The following is a 20,609-nucleotide window of genomic DNA, read 5'->3' as shown; positions in this document are numbered from 1 at the left end:
CATTTCAAAAAAGCAGGTAACTTAGGTTGCCTGCTTTTTTTATGTGCGACTGGTTTTGTTATACAAATACTTTTGATATAGATGTGTTTGATAGCAAGCTTATCAGCAGCCTTATCTTTTGCTAGCTATACCTACTACCCACTAATGGCGCTTTGTTATGAATTATTACTGCTTGGTCACACGGCTTGAAATCGATATCAATGACAAGCATATCAAGAGAAAGTAATTAATCACTCTACTGGATAATTTATGAATAACAAAATCCCTTTATCTTTTTTAGATCTCGCACCTGTACCTGAAGGCAACACCATTGCTGAAGGCATCGCCCAAACGGTTGAAACCGCACAGCAAGCAGAAAGATCTGGTCTAAACCGTTATTGGATGGCTGAGCATCACAATATGCCAGGTATCGCCAGTGCAGCAACCTCAGTATTGCTATCGCACATCGGTAGCCAAACCGAGCGTATCCGTATTGGTGCAGGCGGTGTGATGCTACCAAATCATGCGCCTTTGGTAATTGCTGAGCAGTTTGGTACTTTGCAAGCATTATATGGCGATCGAATTGATCTCGGTTTGGGCCGCGCACCTGGCACTGATGGGGCGACGTTTCAGGCACTGCGCCGCCAAATGAAAGACGCCGAGCGTTTTCCACAAGATGTCCAAGAACTGATGTACTTTTTGGGCAATGATACAGATGGCAGCCCTGTACAAGCGTTCCCTGGCGCCAGATCAAGCGTCCCTATTTGGATATTGGGCTCGTCCCTATTTGGTGCGACCTTAGCCGCGCATTTAGGACTGCCCTATGTGTTTGCCTCACATTTTGCACCGCAAATGCTAGGACAAGCAATTAAAGCCTATCGTGAGCAATTCAAGCCGTCTACCTATTTAGATAAGCCTTATGTCATGCTGGCTGCAAACTTGTTACTGGCTGACGACGATGAGACTGCTCAGTATCACTTTACCTCAGCACAGCAGAGTTTTGTACGTTTGCGCCGTGGTGAGACAGGTCAAATGCCAAAACCTACGCACGATATGGACAGCATCTGGAGCCAAGCAGAAAAAATGATGGTAGATAATGCGCTGTCAGTTTCATTCATCGGATCTGTCGAAACGGTCAAACCGAAATTGGCTGCGTTTTTGGCAACCCATCAACCAGATGAATTGATTGTAACCGCTAATGTACATAATCAAGCAGCGCGTATTCGTTCACTTGAACTTACACCGGAGCTAAACTTATTTACTTTACAATCAAATGAGACACTTGCATAATTATTGCCAAACCTTAACTGGATTTTTGACATGGAAGCAACTGCTATTGTTGGTGCATCACTTATGATTGGCTCGTCGATATTTATGTATATCGTGGCATTTCTTGCAGTCATGGCCATCGGTGGTTATCTGACCTACCGTACCAGTCCTAAGCGTAAGCAACGTCGAGAAGAAAAACGTAACCGAGACAATATAAATTGACATTAAAAATCCCCTTTTTTCAAAATAAAAAAAAGGGGGTTTTAGTATTACAACGACCAGTTGACGCTATGTCCAACAAAGCACTGACTATATAAGCTACATCAAACCAAGCGCACGTAAGGCGGCCGCACCAAACGCCATGCCAAACATACCAACCACCGTCGTAAACGCCAAGATATTGGCCGCCAATATGTCATTACCCCCCATAGCCTTCGCCATCACATAACTGGCCGCAGCGGCTGGTGAGGCCACCATCAAGAATAACACGCCCATATGGACGCCTGATAAACCAAATGCCAAGCCAATCGCAATGGCGACAAGGGGTGCAATCACAATCCGACCAATACTTGCCTGCATAGATAACCCTGAGGCACTCAGCATCGATTTCAAATCAATACTAGCACCAGCGCAAATCAGTGCCAGCGGCAATGCAACCGCCGCTAATAGATCACCCGTTGTATGAATGACGCCTGTAAGCGGTGGCAATGGCAATGCCTTATAAGCAAATGCTGATAGCAATGCCAAAATAAGTGGGTTGGTAAATACCTTTTTGATGATCATAATACTGCGACTGATCAAAGTATCATCCACATTTTTAGAGACACGACTTAACGTAATGACCGCTAAAATATTGAACAATATGGTGACTACGCCCATGTAAACGGCACCAATACTTAAACCACGCTCACCATAAGCATTGGCAACGGTTGCAAGGCCAATAATAGCCATGTTGCTACGGAAAATACCTTGTACGAACACGCCTTGGTCGGCAGGACGTTTGATGAAGCGTTTGGCATACAGCTCCGCCCCAAAGAACAGGACAAATGTCACCAAAATACCAACAAAAATTAGCTTAACTTGCTGACCATAATCAACATCGCTATCGACCACGCTAAAGAATAGCAAGCAAGGCAGGCAGTAGTTAAAAACAAAGCTGGATGCCTGATCAATGAAACTTTGGCTCGCCTCGCCACGTCTTTGCATAAAAAAACCCAACCACATCAAAGCAAGGTTGGGGAATACAATAGTAATAGCAAAAACAATAGCATCAATCATAAATAGGCTCAATTCGGTGACAAGCCCATCATGATATGAGCATCAACAAGAAAATTTAATAAGTAATAATCAGATTTTACGACCTAGTATAGAGACAAAGCAGCAAGTAAGACAAGTTTGAATGAGACTTTATTTCGATAATAGAGTGGTTTTTCAATAAACAAAAGCCCGCAATAAAATATTATTACGGGCTTTTCATATCATGGATGCTTTGTTATAAAAGGCTTTGGCATACTACCGTTACGAGTCAAGCGCAGCTTTTGCTTTTTTATGTTTTTTGACCGTCATCGCCAATAACTGTATGGCCGCAGGTGTGACACCGCTGACACGTCCAGCTTGAGCTAGCGTCGCAGGACGAACTTGCGTGAGTTTTTGTACAATCTCGTTTGATAGCCCTGATACCACACTATAATCAAAATCTAGCGGTAGCGCCGTGTTTTCTAAGCGCTTCATTTGATCAATATCTTCTTGCTGACGATCGATATAGCCGGCATATTTGACAGAAATCTCGATCTGCTCTCCTACTTGCGCATCAACGGTTGAGTCAGTGATAGCCGCGATATCAGCAAAACGTATCTGCGGACGCTTGAGCAAATCAAAGGCAGTCGATTCTTTAGAGAGTACCTCACCTGTCTGCTCAGATAGTTTCTGACCCAAGGTATTTGTCGGCGTGGCCCACATGTCTTTTAGGCGTGACGTCTCTGTCGAGATCGCCTCCATTTTTTCTTGATATGCTTGCCAGCGCACATCATCTACCAGCCCTAGCTTGCGACCCGTCTCAGTTAAGCGCTGATCGGCATTGTCTTCACGTAGCAATAAACGATATTCTGCGCGGCTCGTAAACATACGATAAGGCTCGGTCGTACCATGGGTGATCAAATCATCCACAAGTACGCCAAGATACGCTTCATCACGGCGCGGGGTCCACGTGTCAAACTCGCTATTGTTAGTAGTGACCAATGCGGCATTGGTCCCTGCTAGCAAACCCTGCACGCCCGCTTCTTCGTAGCCAGTCGTACCGTTAATTTGACCAGCAAAGTACAGACGATCAATCGATTTGGTCTCAAGCGTGGGCTTTAGGTTTTGCGGATCAAAATAATCATACTCGATGGCATAGCCTGGACGAGTAATATGCGCTTTCTCTAAGCCTTTCATACTGTGAATGAAGTCTAACTGCACATCAAATGGCAAGCTCGTTGAGATACCGTTTGGATACAGCTCATGCGTGGTCAAACCTTCTGGCTCAATAAAGATCTGATGGCTGTCTTTGTCCGCAAAACGATGAATTTTATCTTCGATAGACGGACAATAACGCGGGCCTACGCCTTCGATTTTGCCAGAGAACATCGGTGAGCGGTCAAGATTTTCACGGATAATGTCGTGAGTACGCGCATTGGTATGCGTGATATAGCAGTTAACCTGCTCAGGATGCATAGAGACATCACCCATATAGCTCATGACAGGCAGCGGCGTATCACCAGGTTGTACCGTCATCACGCTAAAATCAACGCTACGTGCATCGATACGCGCTGGCGTACCTGTTTTTAGACGACCGACTGGTAGCTTAAGCTCACGCAAACGATCTGCAAGCTTAATAGAAGGCTGATCGCCTGCACGGCCACCATTTGAGTTTTCTAGACCAATATGAATGACGCCGCCCAAGAAAGTCCCTGAGGTTAATACGACTGTTTCGGTCTTAAAAATAATACCTGTAGAGGTCACAACAGCTGTAGCACGGCCATTCTCTACCAAGATATCGTCAGCAGCTTGTTGGAACAAATCCAGATTGGGTTGGTTCTCTAGTGTATGGCGAATGGCGGCTTTATACAAGATACGGTCGGCTTGCGCACGCGTGGCACGCACAGCAGCCCCTTTACGGCTATTTAGCACGCGAAACTGAATACCTGCTTTGTCCGTTGCCAGCGCCATCGCGCCGCCTAACGCGTCAATCTCACGCACTAAATGCGATTTACCGATACCGCCAATCGCGGGATTACAGCTCATCTGACCAAGCGTCTCGATATTATGGGTCAACAATAAGGTCTGAGCGCCCATACGTGCAGCCGCCAGAGCAGCTTCTGTACCGGCATGACCACCGCCGATTACTATCACGTCATAATGTTTTGGGTATTGCATGTGTGCCTCACTTGACTCATAACGCTGCTGATTGACGTATCTTATGTTCAAATAAGAAAACCATCAGCAAATAAACGTCAGTCGTATTTATAAAAAAGATAACGACTCAGATAAGTCGTTCATAATTGGTTGAATAACCCATCATTATAACAATTTTTTCACGCTTAAAAAACGCTAGGATAAAAACTATTATAATTAAGCGCAAAGATACTTACGCCAGCATCACTTTGGTTGTTAGCTTTTGAGTTCGTAATGATCTCTTAGTTATTACTGTTTCCACGGCTCAAGGGTACGATCTGATCCGATTGACCGCTAGACAGCATATGATGGCTACCATACCCTTCTGGGTTTATCTGTAGATACGCATTCATTTGACCAATCGCCTCACCATCATCACTCGCTAAAATCTGCGCTTTGATAAGCTCAACTGGCGGTAATGGTAAGTTTCTGAGCAAGGCCAAGCGCTGATGGTTATCACCCTTGTTGACTACTAATTCGATAAGTTGACGAGCATCGATTGGCAAATCTGGCGTGTTTTGAGCCAACAATGCCAAGTGATAAGCACCTGCTGGATCTTGGTCCACAACAATGCGCTGTTCAATAGCGATATACGTCGCTTCAGTTGCACCGCCTGCCACACTAAGCTGATGAATACACTTCAGTGCTGAGTATGACTCATTATTAGCAATCTCAATGATCCGCGTAGATTCGTTTTTTAAACGCGCGCGACGCTTTTCAATCGCTGCTTGCTCAGCCGCTTCTGTTTGCTCATTTGACTGTTCATTGGTTTGGTTATTCATAAAGCTCTCTTAATTATCTGATAATTATTATTTATATCGCTGGTATCTTGGACACTATATGGGGGTAAATCCCATAAAAACAACGAAGCCTAATGACATAGGCGCGTGGAAATACTAGTAGGGACAAGAATAGTTAGAGTATTAGTGACACTAATAGCAATAATAAAAAAACCCAAATAGCCATTAATGACTACTTGGGTTTGCTGTGCTCGTATCTTACAAAGACTAATTGGACATTAAAGACATCCAATTCACACTTTTAAGTATTAAGCAGCAGGGCTGTTTGCTTCAACCAATGGCTTTAGCTCGCCTGATTGATACATTTGCAAGATGATGTCTGACCCGCCCATCAACTCGCCATCAATCCATAATTGTGGGAACGTTGGCCAGTTCGCAATTTTTGGCAACGTTGCACGGATTTCTGGGTTTTCTAAAATGTTTACAAACGCAAATGGACGACCAATCTGAGTCAACACTTCGATAGAGCGCGCTGAAAAACCACACTGCGGAAATTGCGGTGTGCCTTTCATGTAAATAATGACTTTATTGTCACGGATTTGATCACGGATCAATTGTTCAACGTCGTTTGCAGTAGTGTTTGGGGTTTGCTCACTCATAAAAGCTCCTATTGATAAAGCGGTTCATTAAAATGATTATTTATATAAAAATAATTGTGTAAAGACGTGGCTGATACATGGGGCAACTGCCGCTGTATTACAAGCACGAATTTCGATCTATGTAGGTTCAACAGTATTAGGGACTAATAATACCACGGCATTGGCCATGATGCCTTCTTGACGACCCGTAAATCCCAATTTTTCAGTCGTGGTGGCTTTTACACTGATATTGCTAATATCTGTTTGTAAGTCGCTCGCGATATTAGCGCGCATCGCTTTGTTGTGCGGTGCCAGCTTTGGACGTTCACACATCACCGTGATATCAGCATTGCCTAGACTATAACCAGCCTCTTGCACTTTACTATAAACATAACGCAGCAAAATCCTTGAATCCAATCCAGCATGCGCCGCATCGGTATCAGGAAAATGCTGCCCAATATCGCCAAGTGCAAGTGCGCCCAGCAGCGCATCAGCCAATGCATGCAAGACCACATCCCCATCAGAGTGTGCGAGCAAACTATGAGAATGCTCAATCGGCACGCCCGCTAGAATGACATATTGTTGCTGCTGACCATTATTATGAAAAGCATGAACGTCAATACCTTGACCAATTTTTATCATTATTATTCCAAGATGAGTTAAAGGTGATTAAAATAATTCAAAACCACTATCTGAATTTTCAAAGTGGTTTTACGAGTAGCCAGACACCATCGGTCGCCACCAGTTTCAATTAACTGGTATAATATGACGTTTATTTTATCATAATACCAGATCCAAAAGACAAGATGACGTTGTTCTGCTGAGACTACGCATTGTAGTGATTGCATAACGCTTGGCGTCGGCATGTACTTTGGATAACGTATAAATAGTTGAGCCGTTTTATGTCAGCCATACAATACACTTCAAGCACAACCGTTTCTGAGTCTTTTAATGCTCATCGCCCTTTAACACTTGCTGATGTCGAAAATCCTAGCACCAAGCATGTGATCGTCGGTATGTCAGGTGGGGTCGATTCTTCTGTATCAGCCGTATTACTTCAGCAGGCAGGCTTCAAGGTTGAAGGCCTGTTTATGAAGAACTGGGAAGAAGATGACGGCACCGAATACTGTACAGCAATGGATGACCTCGCAGACGCGCAAGCCGTATGTGACAAAATTGGCATCAAACTGCACACGGCCAACTTTGCGATGGAATATTGGGATCGCGTATTTGAGCACTTTTTGGCAGAATATAAAGCCGGCCGCACCCCTAACCCTGATATCTTGTGCAACAAAGAAATTAAGTTTAAGGCGTTTTTGGACTATGCGTTGACGCTTGGTGCAGATTATATCGCGACCGGTCACTATACGCGCCGCAGTGTGAACTATATCAATGCCGAAGGTGACGAGGTTGCGCAGCTCTTACGCGGTCTTGATAATAATAAAGACCAAAGCTACTTTTTGCATGCGGTTGGCGGTGACAAAATCGCTAAAACCTTATTCCCAGTTGGCGAGCTTGAAAAGCCAGTGGTACGTCAAATCGCTGAAGAGCATGACCTAGCGACGGCTAAGAAAAAAGACTCTACGGGTATTTGCTTTATTGGTGAGCGCCGTTTTAAAGATTTCCTACAACAGTACTTGCCTGCCCAAAAAGGCGAGATACTTACTGATGACAATAAAGTCATCGGTACTCATGATGGCCTCATGTACTACACATTGGGTCAGCGCGGTGGCATTGGCATTGGCGGTGTCAAAGACCGTCCCGAGGAGCCGTGGTTTGTATTGGCAAAAGACTTAGAGAAAAATCGTTTAATCGTCGGTCAAGGGCATGAACATCCCATGCTAATGAGCAACGAGCTAAAAGCCTATAAGCTCGATTGGATTGATGGTTTACCACCTGCGGATGTGTTTAGCGACGAAGGCTTAGCCTGTATGGAGAAGTCTCGCTATCGCCAGCCTGATCAAGCGTGCCGCGTGTTTGCGACCAATGCTGATGGCAGTGAGGTTCGAGTGGTATTTGATGAGCCGCAGCGCGCTGTCACTCCTGGACAGTCAGCGGTATTTTATATCGATGAAGTATGTTTAGGCGGCGGCGTGATTGAATCTATCGATGCACCATGTGGATTTTAATTGATTCCTAACACCCAACTTAAAGCACAGATGTTGATGCAGCAAATAGATTTATTTTGACGAGGGTCAACATCGCTTTATTTGCATAGACCACTTTTTTAATATCATATTTCTGCTATATTACGCGCAACGATTTCGACGTCGTTTTTTATATGGTAATTTTTTATCTAGACTCTTGCAGTTTTTTATTTCATAACTACTGAGGCACAACCATGACCCCACTTACCGCTCTCTCTCCAATTGATGGTCGTTACGCATCAAAGGCTGACAGCTTACGTCCTTATTTATCTGAATTTGGTCTAATCAAAGCTCGCGTTACGGTAGAGATTCGCTGGTTGCAGTCTTTAGCTGACAACAGCGCAATTGGTGAATTAGCAGCATTTGATGACCAGACCAACGCTTTTTTGAATGCAATCGTTGATGATTTTGGTGAAGCCGATGCCCAAGCGATCAAAGACATCGAAGCGACGACCAATCATGATGTAAAAGCGGTTGAGTACTTTATCAAGAACAAGTTCCGGGGTCAGGACGCTTTAATTGATTCTCTTGAGTTTATTCACTTTGCCTGTACCAGTGAAGATATCAACAACTTATCGTATGCATTGATGCTCAAAGACAGCCGCAAGCTTGTCGTTGCCAAAATGCAGCAAGTGACTGATAGCATCGTTGACTTAGCGATTGCTCATGCTGATCAACCAATGCTATCACGCACCCATGGTCAGACAGCCAGTCCAACGACATTGGGTAAAGAGATGGCAAACGTGGCCTACCGCCTTGCTCGTCAAATCAAGCAAATCAATCAAGTAGAGTTATTGGGTAAAATCAATGGCGCCGTTGGCAACTACAATGCGCATTTTTCAGCGTATCCTGACGTCGACTGGCAGAGTCATGCTGAAGCATTTATCAATCAGCGTCTAGAGTTAACCTTTAACCCTTATACGACTCAAATTGAGCCACATGACTATATCGCTGAGTTGTTTGATGCTGTTAAGCGTTTCAATACCATCTTGATCGATTTTAACCGTGATATTTGGCAATATATTAGCTTAGGCTATTTTAAACAGCGCCTAAAAGACGGTGAAGTTGGCTCTTCTACCATGCCGCATAAAGTTAATCCAATTGACTTTGAAAACTCTGAAGGCAACTTAGGCGTTGCCAACGCGATGCTGGCCCATTTGGGTGAGAAGTTACCGATTTCACGTATGCAGCGTGATTTGTCAGACTCTACCGTATTACGTAATATCGGTGTTGGCCTAGCACAGAGCATGATTGCTTTTGATGCGTGCCTAAAAGGGGTGGGTAAACTTGAGCTAAATGCACAGCGTTTAAATGACGACTTGAATCAAGCGCAAGAAGTGTTGGCAGAACCGATTCAAACGGTCATGCGTCGCTACCGTGTTGAAAACCCGTATGAAAAACTAAAAGCCTTGACTCGCGGTAATGCCATGACTCGTGAAGCCATGCTAACCTTTGTTGAAAGCGATGAGCTATTGGCTGTTAGCGACGCGGATAAAGAACGCCTACGTGCATTGACGCCTGCTACTTATATCGGTAATGCCGCTGAGCAAGCACGTGCTATTAAAGAGTGGATTGCCAAGCTGTAAAGTTTGCCAAGCTGTAAAGTTTGCTAAGATGAATTGAATACCTTAAAGCAATAGAGATAAGGCACAATTGCCTCATCTCTATTTGTTCAAACTGGCTATACATTCGCCTAAGTCTATAAAAAAACAACCTTACTTTGCATGCTATGATGATCTTAAAAACTCATAGGTGATAAGTAAGGTTTTATTTTTTATCCTTTTTATCATCATCGTCATCACTATCGCCTGGTATGATAGCTTTACCGACCGCGACCGTGCCTTTGACTACGCCTTTGGTGGTTTTATAGGCGACTTTGGCAGGCACGGTGACGATTTTATGGACACAAGCTTGCAAGAAAAACACGCTAGCAATAATGACAACAAAATGTAATTTTTTCATAACTTTCCTACGATTTGATGGCTGCTCTGATGATAGCCATCAGATAGGTGATCATCATAAACGATTAATCCCTTCCTATAAAGCATCCCTTACCATCAATCTTGTACGTATTTAAAATATGGATTTACCCATGACCTCTATTCCTCTTTGTCTACCCGACTCTATTACGCCTGAGCAGTTTTTGGCTGAATACTGGCAGAAAAAACCACTGCTTATCAAGCAAGGCTTACCGCAGCTGATCGATATGTTTGAGCCCGATGATATGATGGGTCTTGCCCTTGAAGAAGATGCTAGCGCACGCTTGCTAACCCAAGCAGCCAGTAAAAAAGAAGGTCAAGCGCAGTGGCAACTCAAAAAAAGCCCACTGAGCGAGACTGATTTTGAGAACCTACCAGAACAATGGACCGTATTGGTACAAAACCTAGAGCAATGGTCACCAGAGCTCGGTCAGTTGTGGCAAGCGTTTGACTATATTCCGCAGTGGCAGCGTGATGACATTATGGTCTCTTACGCGCCTAAAGGCGGCTCGGTCGGCAAGCACTATGATGACTATGATGTATTTTTGGCGCAAGGCTATGGCTCTCGCCGTTGGCAGCTAGGTAAATACTGTGATAAGAATACGGAGTTTGTCGCAGATGAGCCGATAAGACTGTTTGATGATATGGGCGACATCATCTTTGATGAGATATTAGAAGCGGGTGACGTGCTTTATGTGCCGCCCAAACTCTCGCATTTCGGCGTGGCGCAAGATGATTGTCTGACGTTTTCTTTTGGCTGCCGTCGTCCAAATTTGATGCAAATTATCGATAGCTTAGCGGATATCGCCACCAACGATAGCGATTTGTTTATTCCGCTGCTATTGCCGCAAGCACTACAGGCATCTGGCGCATTGCAATCAGAGAGTATCAGTGCGATCAAAGAGCAGCTCTTGCACATGCTACAGTCTGAGCGTGGTGATGATATGATTCGTCAAGCAGTCTCTGAGGTGGTGAGTAAGCGCCAATACGATGCGCTGATGCCAGAGGAAACACTGGGCACCGATGAGCTTGTACAAGCCTTGTCTGAAGGTGCGCTATTGCAAGCGGACTATAGCAATCGCCTACTCTATAACAAAACTGGTAATGGTATTGTGCTGTATGCCAATGGGCAGCGTCTCGATGGACTTGATGATGCAGCAATAGCAGTGTTGGTACGTTTGGCTGATGGAGAGCCATTACAATATAGTGATGTGAAGGATATCGATACAGATGATTTAAGCGAATGGTTAGAAAACGGTTGGATATGGGTCAATATGACTGAATAAAACATAATCATCAAATTTTAGCTGAATAATGCACAATAAAAAAACCGCTATCTGATAATTACTCAGATAGCGGTTTTTTCTTATGCATATTACACAATTACTCGTTCAATACTCATAATGATGTATCAAACGCCGCTTAGTATTTATTAAAACCACTATAAACACTAAACGTGTTGGTCGTTAATACTATTACTCTGTACCAAGCTCAAGCAAGCTAGCATTACCACCAATCGCTGTGGTGTTAATCGTCTTAACACGCTCAGTGACAAAACGATGCAGATAATCAGGCGTTAACATCTCAGACAGTCCTTCCATATCAGTGACACTGATGACTTGAGTCAAAATACCATCTGTCTTTGCAAGCTCTTGACTGATGGCTTGTACTTCACTACGACTGCCAGAAACGGCCACCTGAGCAAGACGATCAATGTATAAAAGCGTGATGGTTTGCGAGTCATTAGCCACGCTCAATACATCTTCGCTAATACCCGTATCGTACAGGATTTTAGCGGCTTCATTGCACATCTCATTTTGGCTTGGGCAATGCAGTATGACTTCATTACCAGTCAATAATGCAGCCACAAGCTGACCTAGTACGGCCATTGCTCTGGCTGATTCGCCACCAACGACCATTGTCTTACCACGACCAGTGACGTACAAGTCGTTTGACTCACCTGTCGCACCAGTCATACGATGCGTCTCATCTAAGCTTGGCGCCGCGTTCAATAGGTGATTGAATAAACGCTTTGCTTTGTTGGCATCACCAGTCAATAGAGACAACTTTGGAATTGCCGCCTCTAGGTACGTTGCGCGATTGACCGCGCCAAGTAGTCGCCAAGATTCACAAACCTGGGCATGATTTTTTTTGAATTCAGTCGCCATGTTGCTACTCCTTATGCGAGTTCTGTTTGAGTGGTTGTTTGGGTGTTAACATTTGTTTGGTTGCTACCATTTGATTCTGAGCTAAGCTGCATCAGACGCGCAACATAGTGCGGGCCACCTGCTTTCGGGCCAGTACCAGACAGACCACAACCACCAAATGGCTGGACGTTTACGACCGCGCCGATTTGGTTACGGTTGATATAAGTGTTGCCTACAAAAGCACGGCGCTCGATATGCTCAACAGTTTTTTCGATACGGCTATGAATACCCATCGTCAAACCAAAGCCTGTGTTGTTGATAGCGTCAATCAGCTTATTCAGATCACGTGCTTGATAGCGCAATACGTGCAGGATTGGACCAAAGTGCTCACCACCAATCACATCAATACTGCTTACCTCGATTGCGGTTGGCAATACAAAGGTAGAGTTTTCTTGGCTGACAACCGAGCTTGAACTCATTGGGGTTTGAGCCAAGATAGTAGCGGTTGGCTCAGCGTCCATACGGGCGATATGCGCCTCTAAACCATTTTTGGCATCAGCATCAATCACAGGACCCACATCTGTGGCAGCGTATAGTGGATTGCCAACAGACAGCTCAGCCATATTGCCTTGTAACAGCTCAATCAAATCATCCGCCATCTCATCTTGCACGCACAATATACGACAAGCTGAACAACGCTGACCTGCTGAACCAAAGGCCGACAATACCGCATCTCGAACGACTTGCTCTGGCAGTGCTGTTGAGTCAACAATCATTGCGTTCTGACCGCCAGTTTCAGCGATAAATACAGGCAGCTCGCCACTCGCTTGAGCATGATCATTCAAGCTTTGATTGATACGCTGAGCAGTTTGGGTTGAGCCAGTAAATATCACACCTGCTATGTTATCAGCAGCCGTTAGCGCTCCGCCCACATCACCGGCACCTGTCACCAATTGTAGTGCTTCTGCTGGTACACCCGCTTGATACATGAGTTGCGCAGCAAAATGCGCAATCAAGCTGGTTTGTTCAGCAGGCTTAGCGACTACCGTATTACCTGCTGCCAGTGCCGCCACGATTTGACCCGTATAGATAGCCAATGGGAAGTTCCATGGACTAATACACACAAAAGTGCCACGTGGTTTATAAACTTGACGAGATGGCTTACCAGACAAATCTGTAAACTCATGCACGACATCGTCTAGGCGCTCTGCTTCATCAGCGTAAAAACGACAGAAATCAACGGCTTCTTTGATTTCATCGATGCTGTCTTGCATAGTCTTACCAGCTTCGACTTGGCATAGTGCCATTAGCTCAGCGTAGTTTTCTTCAAATAGCTCAGCGATTTTACGCAGTATTGCCGCACGCTTGGTCACGGCTACGTTTTGCCACATGCTTTGACCAGCGACAGCCACATCAATTGCTTGACGAGCCAATTCTGCATTGGCATATTTGACTTCACCAGCGCTTACGTCATGATTCCAAGGCGCAAGTACAGGCTGCGCATCAAGCTGATGGGTGACGCCATCTACTTCATATTCATTAATTGCTTGGCCGTTGATGATAGGTGTCGCTGACCATTTTTTATTGAGATGGCTATCAATAGCTGCTTTGAACGGTAGCCATTGTGACTCTACAAATATATTAGGGCCAAAACTTGCACGGCGCGAACCATAAATCTCTAGTGGTAGCGGAATATCTGGGTTGTGCAAGGTTGGGTTGGCAAGTAGCTTGTCATATGGATGCACAGTTAGTTTTTCAATCGGATACGACTTGTCTAATAACTGATGAACAAAAGAGCTGTTGGCACCGTTCTCTAACAAACGACGTACCAAATATGGTAGCAAGTCTTTGTGCGCGCCAACTGGTGCATAGATACGTACAGGAATCTCATAAGCTTGCAAAATATGGTCATAAAGTGCATCACCCATACCGTGCAAACGCTGGAATTCAAACTCTTTATGGGTGCTCATGGTCATGATTGAAGACAGTGTGTGCGCATTATGCGTCGCAAACTGTGGCCAAATAAGACCGCGCAGATGGTCTGATAATAAGAAACGCGCACTGGCAAGATATGCGGTATCTGTACCTTCTTTGCGTGTCCAAACTGGATAGCCTGATAGACCTTTTTGCTGAGCAAGTTTGATCTCAGTATCCCAATAAGCGCCTTTTACCAGACGTACTGGAATGCGATCGCCTACTTCAGAAGACAAACGAGCAAGCCAAGCCAATACAGCGATAGCACGTTTAGAATAACCTTGTACAACGATACCTAGGCCATCCCAACCAGCTGTTGAGTTATCACGGTATAGAGACTCAAACAGTTTTAAAGAAATCTCAAGACGATCCGCTTCTTCGGCATCAATACTAAGATCAACATTGACCTCGCGTGCCGCTTCAATAAGGAGCAAGCAGCGTTGACGCAATAGACCCATGACCTGAGCTTCTTGTGTCGCTTCATAGCGAGGATGCAGCGCAGACAATTTGATAGATACTGATGGCTTAGGCATACCTTCTTTGACTTTGACGTTGGCCGTCGCTTTGATCGCATGCAAGTAGTCATTAAAGTATTTTTCAGCATCTCTATGCGTGATAGCCGCTTCACCTAGCATATCGAATGAATAGGTATAACCTTTATTACGATATGGCTGGCTGTTTTTATTGGCGTCTTCGATGGTTTCACCCAATACAAACTGATGGCCCATGATGCGCATGGCTTTTTGCATGGCACTACGAATGACAGGCTCACCCATCTTTTTGGTCATGCGATCCAAGAAACCTGATGCAGTAGTGCTGCTATCAATACTGACGACACGGCCTGTCATCATCATGCCCCAAGTAGAGGCATTAACCATGAAACCATTGTCATTTTTGATGTGCTTTTTCCAATCTGCCACACTCATTTTGTCATGAATCAATGCATCAGCAGTATAATTATCCGGCACTCGAATCAACGCTTCTGCCAAACTCATGAGCAAGATACCTTCTTGGGTATCAAGGCTATACTCAAGCAATAATGAGTCAACCATCTTGACGGCTTTACCATCGTTACGCACATGCTCAACCAGCTTGCGTGTCTGCTCAGCGGCAGCATCACGCTCCTCTGCACTAGGCTTGGCAAGTGGCAATAAATCAGTCAACCAACGCTGTTCATCAACGCTATATAGTGGCGAAATACGCTTATATAACTCTTCTATTGGCTGGGCAAGATACTCTGGCGACAGCATATCAACAGGATTGAACAAAATCGGCTCTTGCGGGGTAAACTGGTCTACTGGGTTCATAACAACTCCATAACTATCGTTTAAAAACCATAATAAATGGTGCTTTAGGAAGTCTGATCGTCCTGCATAACTGCTCGTAACCGCTATCAAAATAGAGGTTATGGAGGGATATTCACAGCAATAACCAAAAGACCAAACGGCGCCATCACAAAACTAGAAAATCCAGCACATGCTGGAGATGGTTAAGTAGGTCGTTCCACTGTTAAACGGGCTACGTTAACAATACAAAGGCAACAACGAAAAATTAAGCGGCATTAGTGCCTTCTTCTTGTTAGTAGTGAAAGGAGTGTGATGGACAAATATCGCTTGAATGAAGTGATAAAAAATCACTTAAACAAGCCCAAACATACCATCTTAAATGTGCAAATTCACTGTAAGAAAAACCTCTACGGCGTTGATTGAGGTGATGCGCTTAACTCGGCTATAATATCATGAAAAAAAAATTCAAACTAACGCTTTTTTTATTTTTAAAAATTAATTTTTCTTTAAAAAACAAACATTTACAATAAATTTTTCAGTCATGACGCTTTGGTTATATTTTTTAGTTTACTATTACTGATTAATTATTACCAAAATTTTGGGTTTTAATCGTACCAATTTTGGGCTCACTAGTAAGCTAAGTACTATCTCCAAATAATAAAAACCCTCTTTACCATCAAGTGATAAAGAGGGTTGTATGGTTAGGTCTCATACCTAGCGCAATACGCCTTATAAGAAGATAATTTTAACCAATAGCACAAGAGTCAAAAGCCATACAGCAATGCTGATATCAGCGAACTTGCCAGCGATTGCTTTGACCGCGGTAAAGGTGATAAAACCAAGTGCGATGCCATCAGCGATAGAGTATGTCAGCGGCGTGAACAGCAATACAACCACAACAGGCGCCGCTTCTGTTAAGTCGCTCCAGTCGATGTCTTTTAGGGTGCCCATCATCAGTACGGCAACATAAAATATGGCACCGGCCGTCGCGTAGGCTGGGATCATACCGGCTAATGGAGAAAAGAAAATGCTTAGTAAAAATAACACACCAACAGTGACTGCCATCAATCCTGTACGGCCACCTGAGGCAATACCAGAGATACTTTCGATATAACTGGTTGTCGATGAAGTACCAAGTAAAGAGCCTGCAACTGTCGCTGTTGAGTCTGCTAATAGCGCCTTGCCCATATTAGGAATATTGCCATCTTTGTCAGTCAACTTGGCTTGGCTAGTGGTTGCAATGAGCGTACCTGCAGTATCAAATAAGTCCACAAATAAGAAAGCGAAGATCACACTGATCATACCCACATCAAATGCGCCAGCGATATCGAGCTGCATCAGTGTCGGCGCGATAGAAGGCGGTGCAGATATGATACCGGTAAACTGTGTATAGCCCATTAGCAAACTAATCAGAGCAACCAGCAAAATACCAATGGTTACCGCACCTGGGACTCTTTTATAAGACAGACCAATAATGACGACAAAACCTAGAGATGCCAATACAGGACCAAATGACGTCATATCACCAAGAGCAACCAAGGTCGCATCATGATTGACGATGATACCTGCACTCTGCAAAGCAATAAAAGCCAAGAATGCACCAATACCAGCGACCACGCCGTTTTTGAGAGAGTTTGGAATCGCATTGATGATTGCCTCACGAATCTTAAAGAGGCTTAATAGAACAAAGATACAACCTGACAAAAACACCGCACCCAGCGCGGTTTGCCATGCATACCCCATACCTAAGACCACGCCATAGGTGAAGAAAGCATTAAGTCCCATGCCTGGCGCTAATGCCACTGGTAGTCGGGCATAGATACCCATGATGAAACAACCGACTGCTGCGGCCACACAGGTTGCGACAAATACGGCCCCTTTGTCCATACCTGCATCGGCTAAGATATTAGGGTTAACAAAGATAATATAAGCCATCGTCAAAAACGTGGTTATACCAGCGACGATTTCTGTTTTGATCGTGGTATTGTCACCATTAATCCCAAAATAGCGTTCAATTGCATTCATAAGTGTTCGCCCCCAACTGGCTAATAAAAAATCACCACTACCTAAAACTAAACATGACCTCAGCAAAATGGCGATGCCGCAGTAAGAATAATGTAGTAACAAAGCGTAACATATTAGACGAGTTGTCTTACAAACTCAATCGCTGATAATGTCTAACTCGTATAAAAAACAATTAAAAACACCACTTTTATAACGATAAAAAGTCTATACAAATTTGAATTTTCTTATAGTCTCTAGCTCAAATCATTTATGTATACTAGTAGGGCGTGTTGCCACTATATTGTTAAAATATTTGATGTATCGTACTTTTTGTCTGGTTAACACATTAATAATGACGTTTCTTTTATTTAGAAGTAAACTAACAGGTTATTATGTTGATGTCTCAGTGGTTGAGCGTGGTCTCAAATAGTCTCTTACTAAACCCGATTGCCGAGATCTTTACTGCGCTTAAGATTCAACGATAAAGTATGCTTATTATTTTTAGGGTTCGTTTGGTTTGGATGTCTTTATTTAAACCAGCTGTTGTCAATTATCCGTGAGTCCATTACATGCCTGAATCATTAAATATTATTGATCTTATTACCCAAGCCAGTCTATTGGTACAGATTGTGATGGCGTTATTGCTATTAGCCTCTTTGTTCAGTTGGGTCATTATTTTCCGTATGAGTGCGCGGCTCGGTACAGCCAAAAACTTTGATCAACAATTTGAGACTTGGTTTTGGTCAGGCGAAGATTTAGCAAAGCTGTATCAAGGCGTACAAGGCTCACCTGATCGCCAAGGACTTGAGCAGATTTTTTATGTGGGATTTTCAGAGTACCTGAGAATGCATAAAAAGCGTCAACCTAAAGATGACATCATCGACGGTGTTGAACGTAAACTGCGTGTCGGCTTGGGCCGTCAGCAGCAATTACTCGAGTCAGGACTGACGACGCTAGCGAGTATCGGCTCGGTGGCTCCTTACATTGGACTGTTTGGAACCGTTTGGGGCATCATGAACGCGTTTTTGGGACTGTCGCAAACCGAGCAAGCCACCCTAGCCTCTGTCGCGCCTGGTATTGCTGAGGCGCTGATTGCGACAGCCATGGGCTTGTTTGCCGCTATTCCTGCTGTATTGGCATACAATCATTTTACGGCAAAATCTAGCCGTCTTTATGATTCACGAGCACTATTCTGTGACGAGATGACAGGCATGCTACAGCGCGAGACCAGTGTGCAAATCCCCGTTGCTAGAGAGACGCAAGTGAGTGCCACTCAGGTGAATAGGCTATGAAACCAAACCCCTATCGCCGTGAGAAAAAAGCGCTGAATGCAGAGATGAATGTCGTTCCCTACATCGACGTTATGCTGGTGCTATTGGTGATATTTATGGTGACCGCACCCATGCTCATTACGGGTGTCGATGTTGATTTGCCAAAAGAGCAAACCAATACCATGAGTCAGAGCCAGTTGCCCGTCATTGTCTCATTGACTGACAAGGGCGAGATTTTTATCAGTTATGAAAATAATATCGACTTGCCTATTAGTGAGCCTGAGCTAATTAACACTTTATCCAACTTACAGTCTCAGAGCGGTAATACCAACACTGAGCCATTGCAAGTGATGATTAATGCTGATCAAAATAACCAATATGGCGCTATCATGACGCTCATGGCAACTTTGCAGCAGGCAGGTATTGAAAAAGTAGGGTTATTGACTGGTGCGCCTTTACCGACGCCATCACTCCAATAGCTATACCTTCTATATAGGTATGTCACATCATAGCAGCCAATCCGATAAACCACGTTCATGAGTATCCATATCATGCATAATGCGCCTGCCGTCTATGTCCCCACCGAACCTGAAGGCAACGGGCTAACACTGCCTACGTTACTCAGTTTGCTAGCACATGGTCTTATAATCGGCATACTGATTTATAACTATCAGACCACTGAGGTTGAGACTGCTGGTAGCATCGAGACGGTCATGGTATCTCCTGAGCAGCTCGCTGAAATGCAAGGACAGATATTGGCCAATCGTGCAGCAGCCAGCGCCATGCAAATGGACAGCAGCACCACCGACTCAGCCAGTAGCGCTCAACAAGAAACCTCAAGTAGTAGCAGCTCAAGCGCTCAAAATCCAAGCCAGCCGAACTCCCAGCGTGTCCCTGTGTTTACGCGATCTGACGAGCCTGCCAGTCAGCCTATGCTTATGAGTGAAGAGCAACATCAACGCCTGCGCGAGCAAAACCAAGAATATGAGCGCAGAATGGCTGAGTGGGCAGCGCAGCTAGACGAAGCCGCGATAGAGGAGCTTGATCAAGTAGAGCAAGACAAAAGAGAGCAGATGATCGAAGAGCAAAAAAGGCTTGGAGATTTTCGTCAAAAGCAAAACAACCCACCCAAGATCAGACGCCCCACGGCTAACGATCGTAATATACAGATTGATACCGATGGCTCTGGCAATGCAGGCCGAACCTTTAGTCTCTCAGATGGTCAATCAACCATCTCCGGCGACACCTCAACCTCTAGTACTTCTAAAGGTAGTAGTCGCTCTGCCTCAAGTGGTAGTCGCGGTGCCAGCAATAGTGAAATCATCAACCTAATCAAGCGCAACTATACACCGCCTACCGCAGCGAAAGGCTCTACCCAGCGTGCCACCTTAAACATCACCGTTAATGCCAATGGTGACGTGGTCAATGTCACCGCATCTGGTCCTGATAGCGTCGTCAATGAAGCTGCCAGACAAGCAGTGCTTAACACAGGTAGCCTACCAATCGATGCTGATGACCCAAAATATCCTACCTTTACTATACAGTTTAAAGGTAGCAATTAATCAGTTGCTAGCGTCTTGTATTATTGATAACGTGATGTTAAGCGGCTTTTATCGCATCGTTTTTTCATCTAAATATAGTAAAGCCCAAATAAAACTGATATAGCATCACAAACACACTCGATTAAATACTATTTTCCTTGCTTGCTGTGACTTCGTCTCCAGAGGCTGCGAAAAATAGCCT

17 protein-coding genes are annotated in these 20,609 nt (G+C 44.4%); 8 read left to right on the top strand and 9 right to left on the bottom strand.

All coding sequences use genetic code 11. From position 1 onward, the window contains the following. Nucleotides 1–249 precede the first annotated feature (249 nt). On the top strand, nt 250–1,269 hold the full coding sequence (locus tag AOT82_RS01075; protein ID WP_071001432.1) for an LLM class flavin-dependent oxidoreductase: 1,020 nt from the start codon (nt 250–252) through the stop codon (nt 1,267–1,269). A 30-nt stretch (nt 1,270–1,299) separates the two neighbouring features. Next, complete coding sequence (locus AOT82_RS13740; RefSeq protein WP_156770945.1) at nt 1,300–1,470, top strand: hypothetical protein; 171 nt, start codon at nt 1,300–1,302, stop codon at nt 1,468–1,470. A 96-nt stretch (nt 1,471–1,566) separates the two neighbouring features. On the opposite strand, the gene AOT82_RS01070 is transcribed toward AOT82_RS13740, so the two are convergent. The 5 genes from AOT82_RS01070 to ispF form a co-directional block, all read right to left on the bottom strand. Further along, nucleotides 1,567–2,526, bottom strand: coding sequence for an AEC family transporter (locus AOT82_RS01070; RefSeq protein WP_071001431.1), 960 nt, complete (start codon nt 2,524–2,526; stop codon nt 1,567–1,569). A gap of 240 nt (nt 2,527–2,766) precedes the next feature. Then, complete coding sequence (gene mnmG, locus AOT82_RS01065) at nt 2,767–4,662, bottom strand: tRNA uridine-5-carboxymethylaminomethyl(34) synthesis enzyme MnmG (protein ID WP_071001430.1); 1,896 nt, start codon at nt 4,660–4,662, stop codon at nt 2,767–2,769. Nucleotides 4,663–4,922: 260 nt separating this feature from the next. Continuing rightward, on the bottom strand, nt 4,923–5,462 hold the full coding sequence (locus tag AOT82_RS01060) for a hypothetical protein (protein WP_071001429.1): 540 nt from the start codon (nt 5,460–5,462) through the stop codon (nt 4,923–4,925). 266 nt (nt 5,463–5,728) lie between these two features. Next, complete coding sequence (grxD, locus tag AOT82_RS01055; protein ID WP_071001428.1) at nt 5,729–6,079, bottom strand: Grx4 family monothiol glutaredoxin; 351 nt, start codon at nt 6,077–6,079, stop codon at nt 5,729–5,731. A 117-nt stretch (nt 6,080–6,196) separates the two neighbouring features. Next, a complete protein-coding gene (ispF, locus tag AOT82_RS01050; RefSeq protein ID WP_058025333.1) occupies nt 6,197–6,700 on the bottom strand; it encodes a 2-C-methyl-D-erythritol 2,4-cyclodiphosphate synthase in 504 nt (167 codons plus the stop codon). 374 nt (nt 6,701–7,074) lie between these two features. Between ispF and mnmA the strand changes: the two genes are divergently transcribed. Together mnmA and purB are read left to right on the top strand one after the other, a co-directional pair. Then, on the top strand, nt 7,075–8,187 hold the full coding sequence (gene mnmA / locus AOT82_RS01045) for a tRNA 2-thiouridine(34) synthase MnmA (protein WP_237182809.1): 1,113 nt from the start codon (nt 7,075–7,077) through the stop codon (nt 8,185–8,187). 212 nt (nt 8,188–8,399) lie between these two features. Next, the gene (purB, locus tag AOT82_RS01040; protein ID WP_071001426.1) at nt 8,400–9,791 is read left to right on the top strand and encodes an adenylosuccinate lyase; all 1,392 of its coding nucleotides are present in this window, start codon (nt 8,400–8,402) and stop codon (nt 9,789–9,791) included. 181 nt (nt 9,792–9,972) lie between these two features. On the opposite strand, the gene AOT82_RS01035 is transcribed toward purB, so the two are convergent. Next, entirely contained in the window at nt 9,973–10,167 is a 195-nt protein-coding gene (locus tag AOT82_RS01035; RefSeq protein ID WP_071001425.1) for an NF038104 family lipoprotein, read from the bottom strand. Nucleotides 10,168–10,297: 130 nt separating this feature from the next. Between AOT82_RS01035 and AOT82_RS01030 the strand changes: the two genes are divergently transcribed. Beyond that, the gene (locus tag AOT82_RS01030) at nt 10,298–11,470 is read left to right on the top strand and encodes a cupin domain-containing protein (RefSeq protein WP_071001424.1); all 1,173 of its coding nucleotides are present in this window, start codon (nt 10,298–10,300) and stop codon (nt 11,468–11,470) included. A gap of 189 nt (nt 11,471–11,659) precedes the next feature. On the opposite strand, the gene AOT82_RS01025 is transcribed toward AOT82_RS01030, so the two are convergent. From AOT82_RS01025 to AOT82_RS01015, 3 genes are all read right to left on the bottom strand, one after another. Beyond that, the gene (locus AOT82_RS01025) at nt 11,660–12,352 is read right to left on the bottom strand and encodes a 1-pyrroline-5-carboxylate dehydrogenase (protein ID WP_071001423.1); all 693 of its coding nucleotides are present in this window, start codon (nt 12,350–12,352) and stop codon (nt 11,660–11,662) included. Nucleotides 12,353–12,363: 11 nt separating this feature from the next. Continuing rightward, the gene (gene putA, locus AOT82_RS01020) at nt 12,364–15,612 is read right to left on the bottom strand and encodes a bifunctional proline dehydrogenase/L-glutamate gamma-semialdehyde dehydrogenase PutA (RefSeq protein WP_071001422.1); all 3,249 of its coding nucleotides are present in this window, start codon (nt 15,610–15,612) and stop codon (nt 12,364–12,366) included. A gap of 708 nt (nt 15,613–16,320) precedes the next feature. Next, nucleotides 16,321–17,616 carry an NCS2 family permease gene (locus tag AOT82_RS01015; RefSeq protein WP_071001421.1) on the bottom strand — a complete coding sequence of 432 codons (1,296 nt, stop codon included), beginning with the start codon at nt 17,614–17,616 and terminating at the stop codon, nt 16,321–16,323. A 548-nt stretch (nt 17,617–18,164) separates the two neighbouring features. On the opposite strand from AOT82_RS01015, the gene tolQ reads away from it, so the two are divergent. The 3 genes from tolQ to AOT82_RS01000 are packed head-to-tail and all read left to right on the top strand — an operon-like array spanning nt 18,165 to nt 20,428. Then, nucleotides 18,165–18,887: a protein TolQ gene (gene tolQ / locus AOT82_RS01010; protein WP_071001420.1), complete on the top strand. Its 723-nt coding sequence runs from the start codon at nt 18,165–18,167 to the stop codon at nt 18,885–18,887. Then, complete coding sequence (tolR, locus tag AOT82_RS01005) at nt 18,884–19,345, top strand: protein TolR (RefSeq protein WP_058025343.1); 462 nt, start codon at nt 18,884–18,886, stop codon at nt 19,343–19,345. Before tolQ ends, tolR begins: the two co-directional genes overlap by 4 nt. Nucleotides 19,346–19,402: 57 nt before the next feature. After that, entirely contained in the window at nt 19,403–20,428 is a 1,026-nt protein-coding gene (locus tag AOT82_RS01000) for a cell envelope integrity protein TolA (protein WP_227517165.1), read from the top strand. Nucleotides 20,429–20,609: the final 181 nt, after the last annotated feature.

Source organism: Psychrobacter sp. AntiMn-1 (assembly GCF_001854065.1).
GTDB classification, from domain to species: Bacteria; Pseudomonadota; Gammaproteobacteria; order Pseudomonadales; family Moraxellaceae; genus Psychrobacter; species Psychrobacter pacificensis.
The sequence above is the reverse complement of the archived record's forward strand: the minus strand, read 5'-3'. Positions and strand labels throughout refer to the sequence as shown.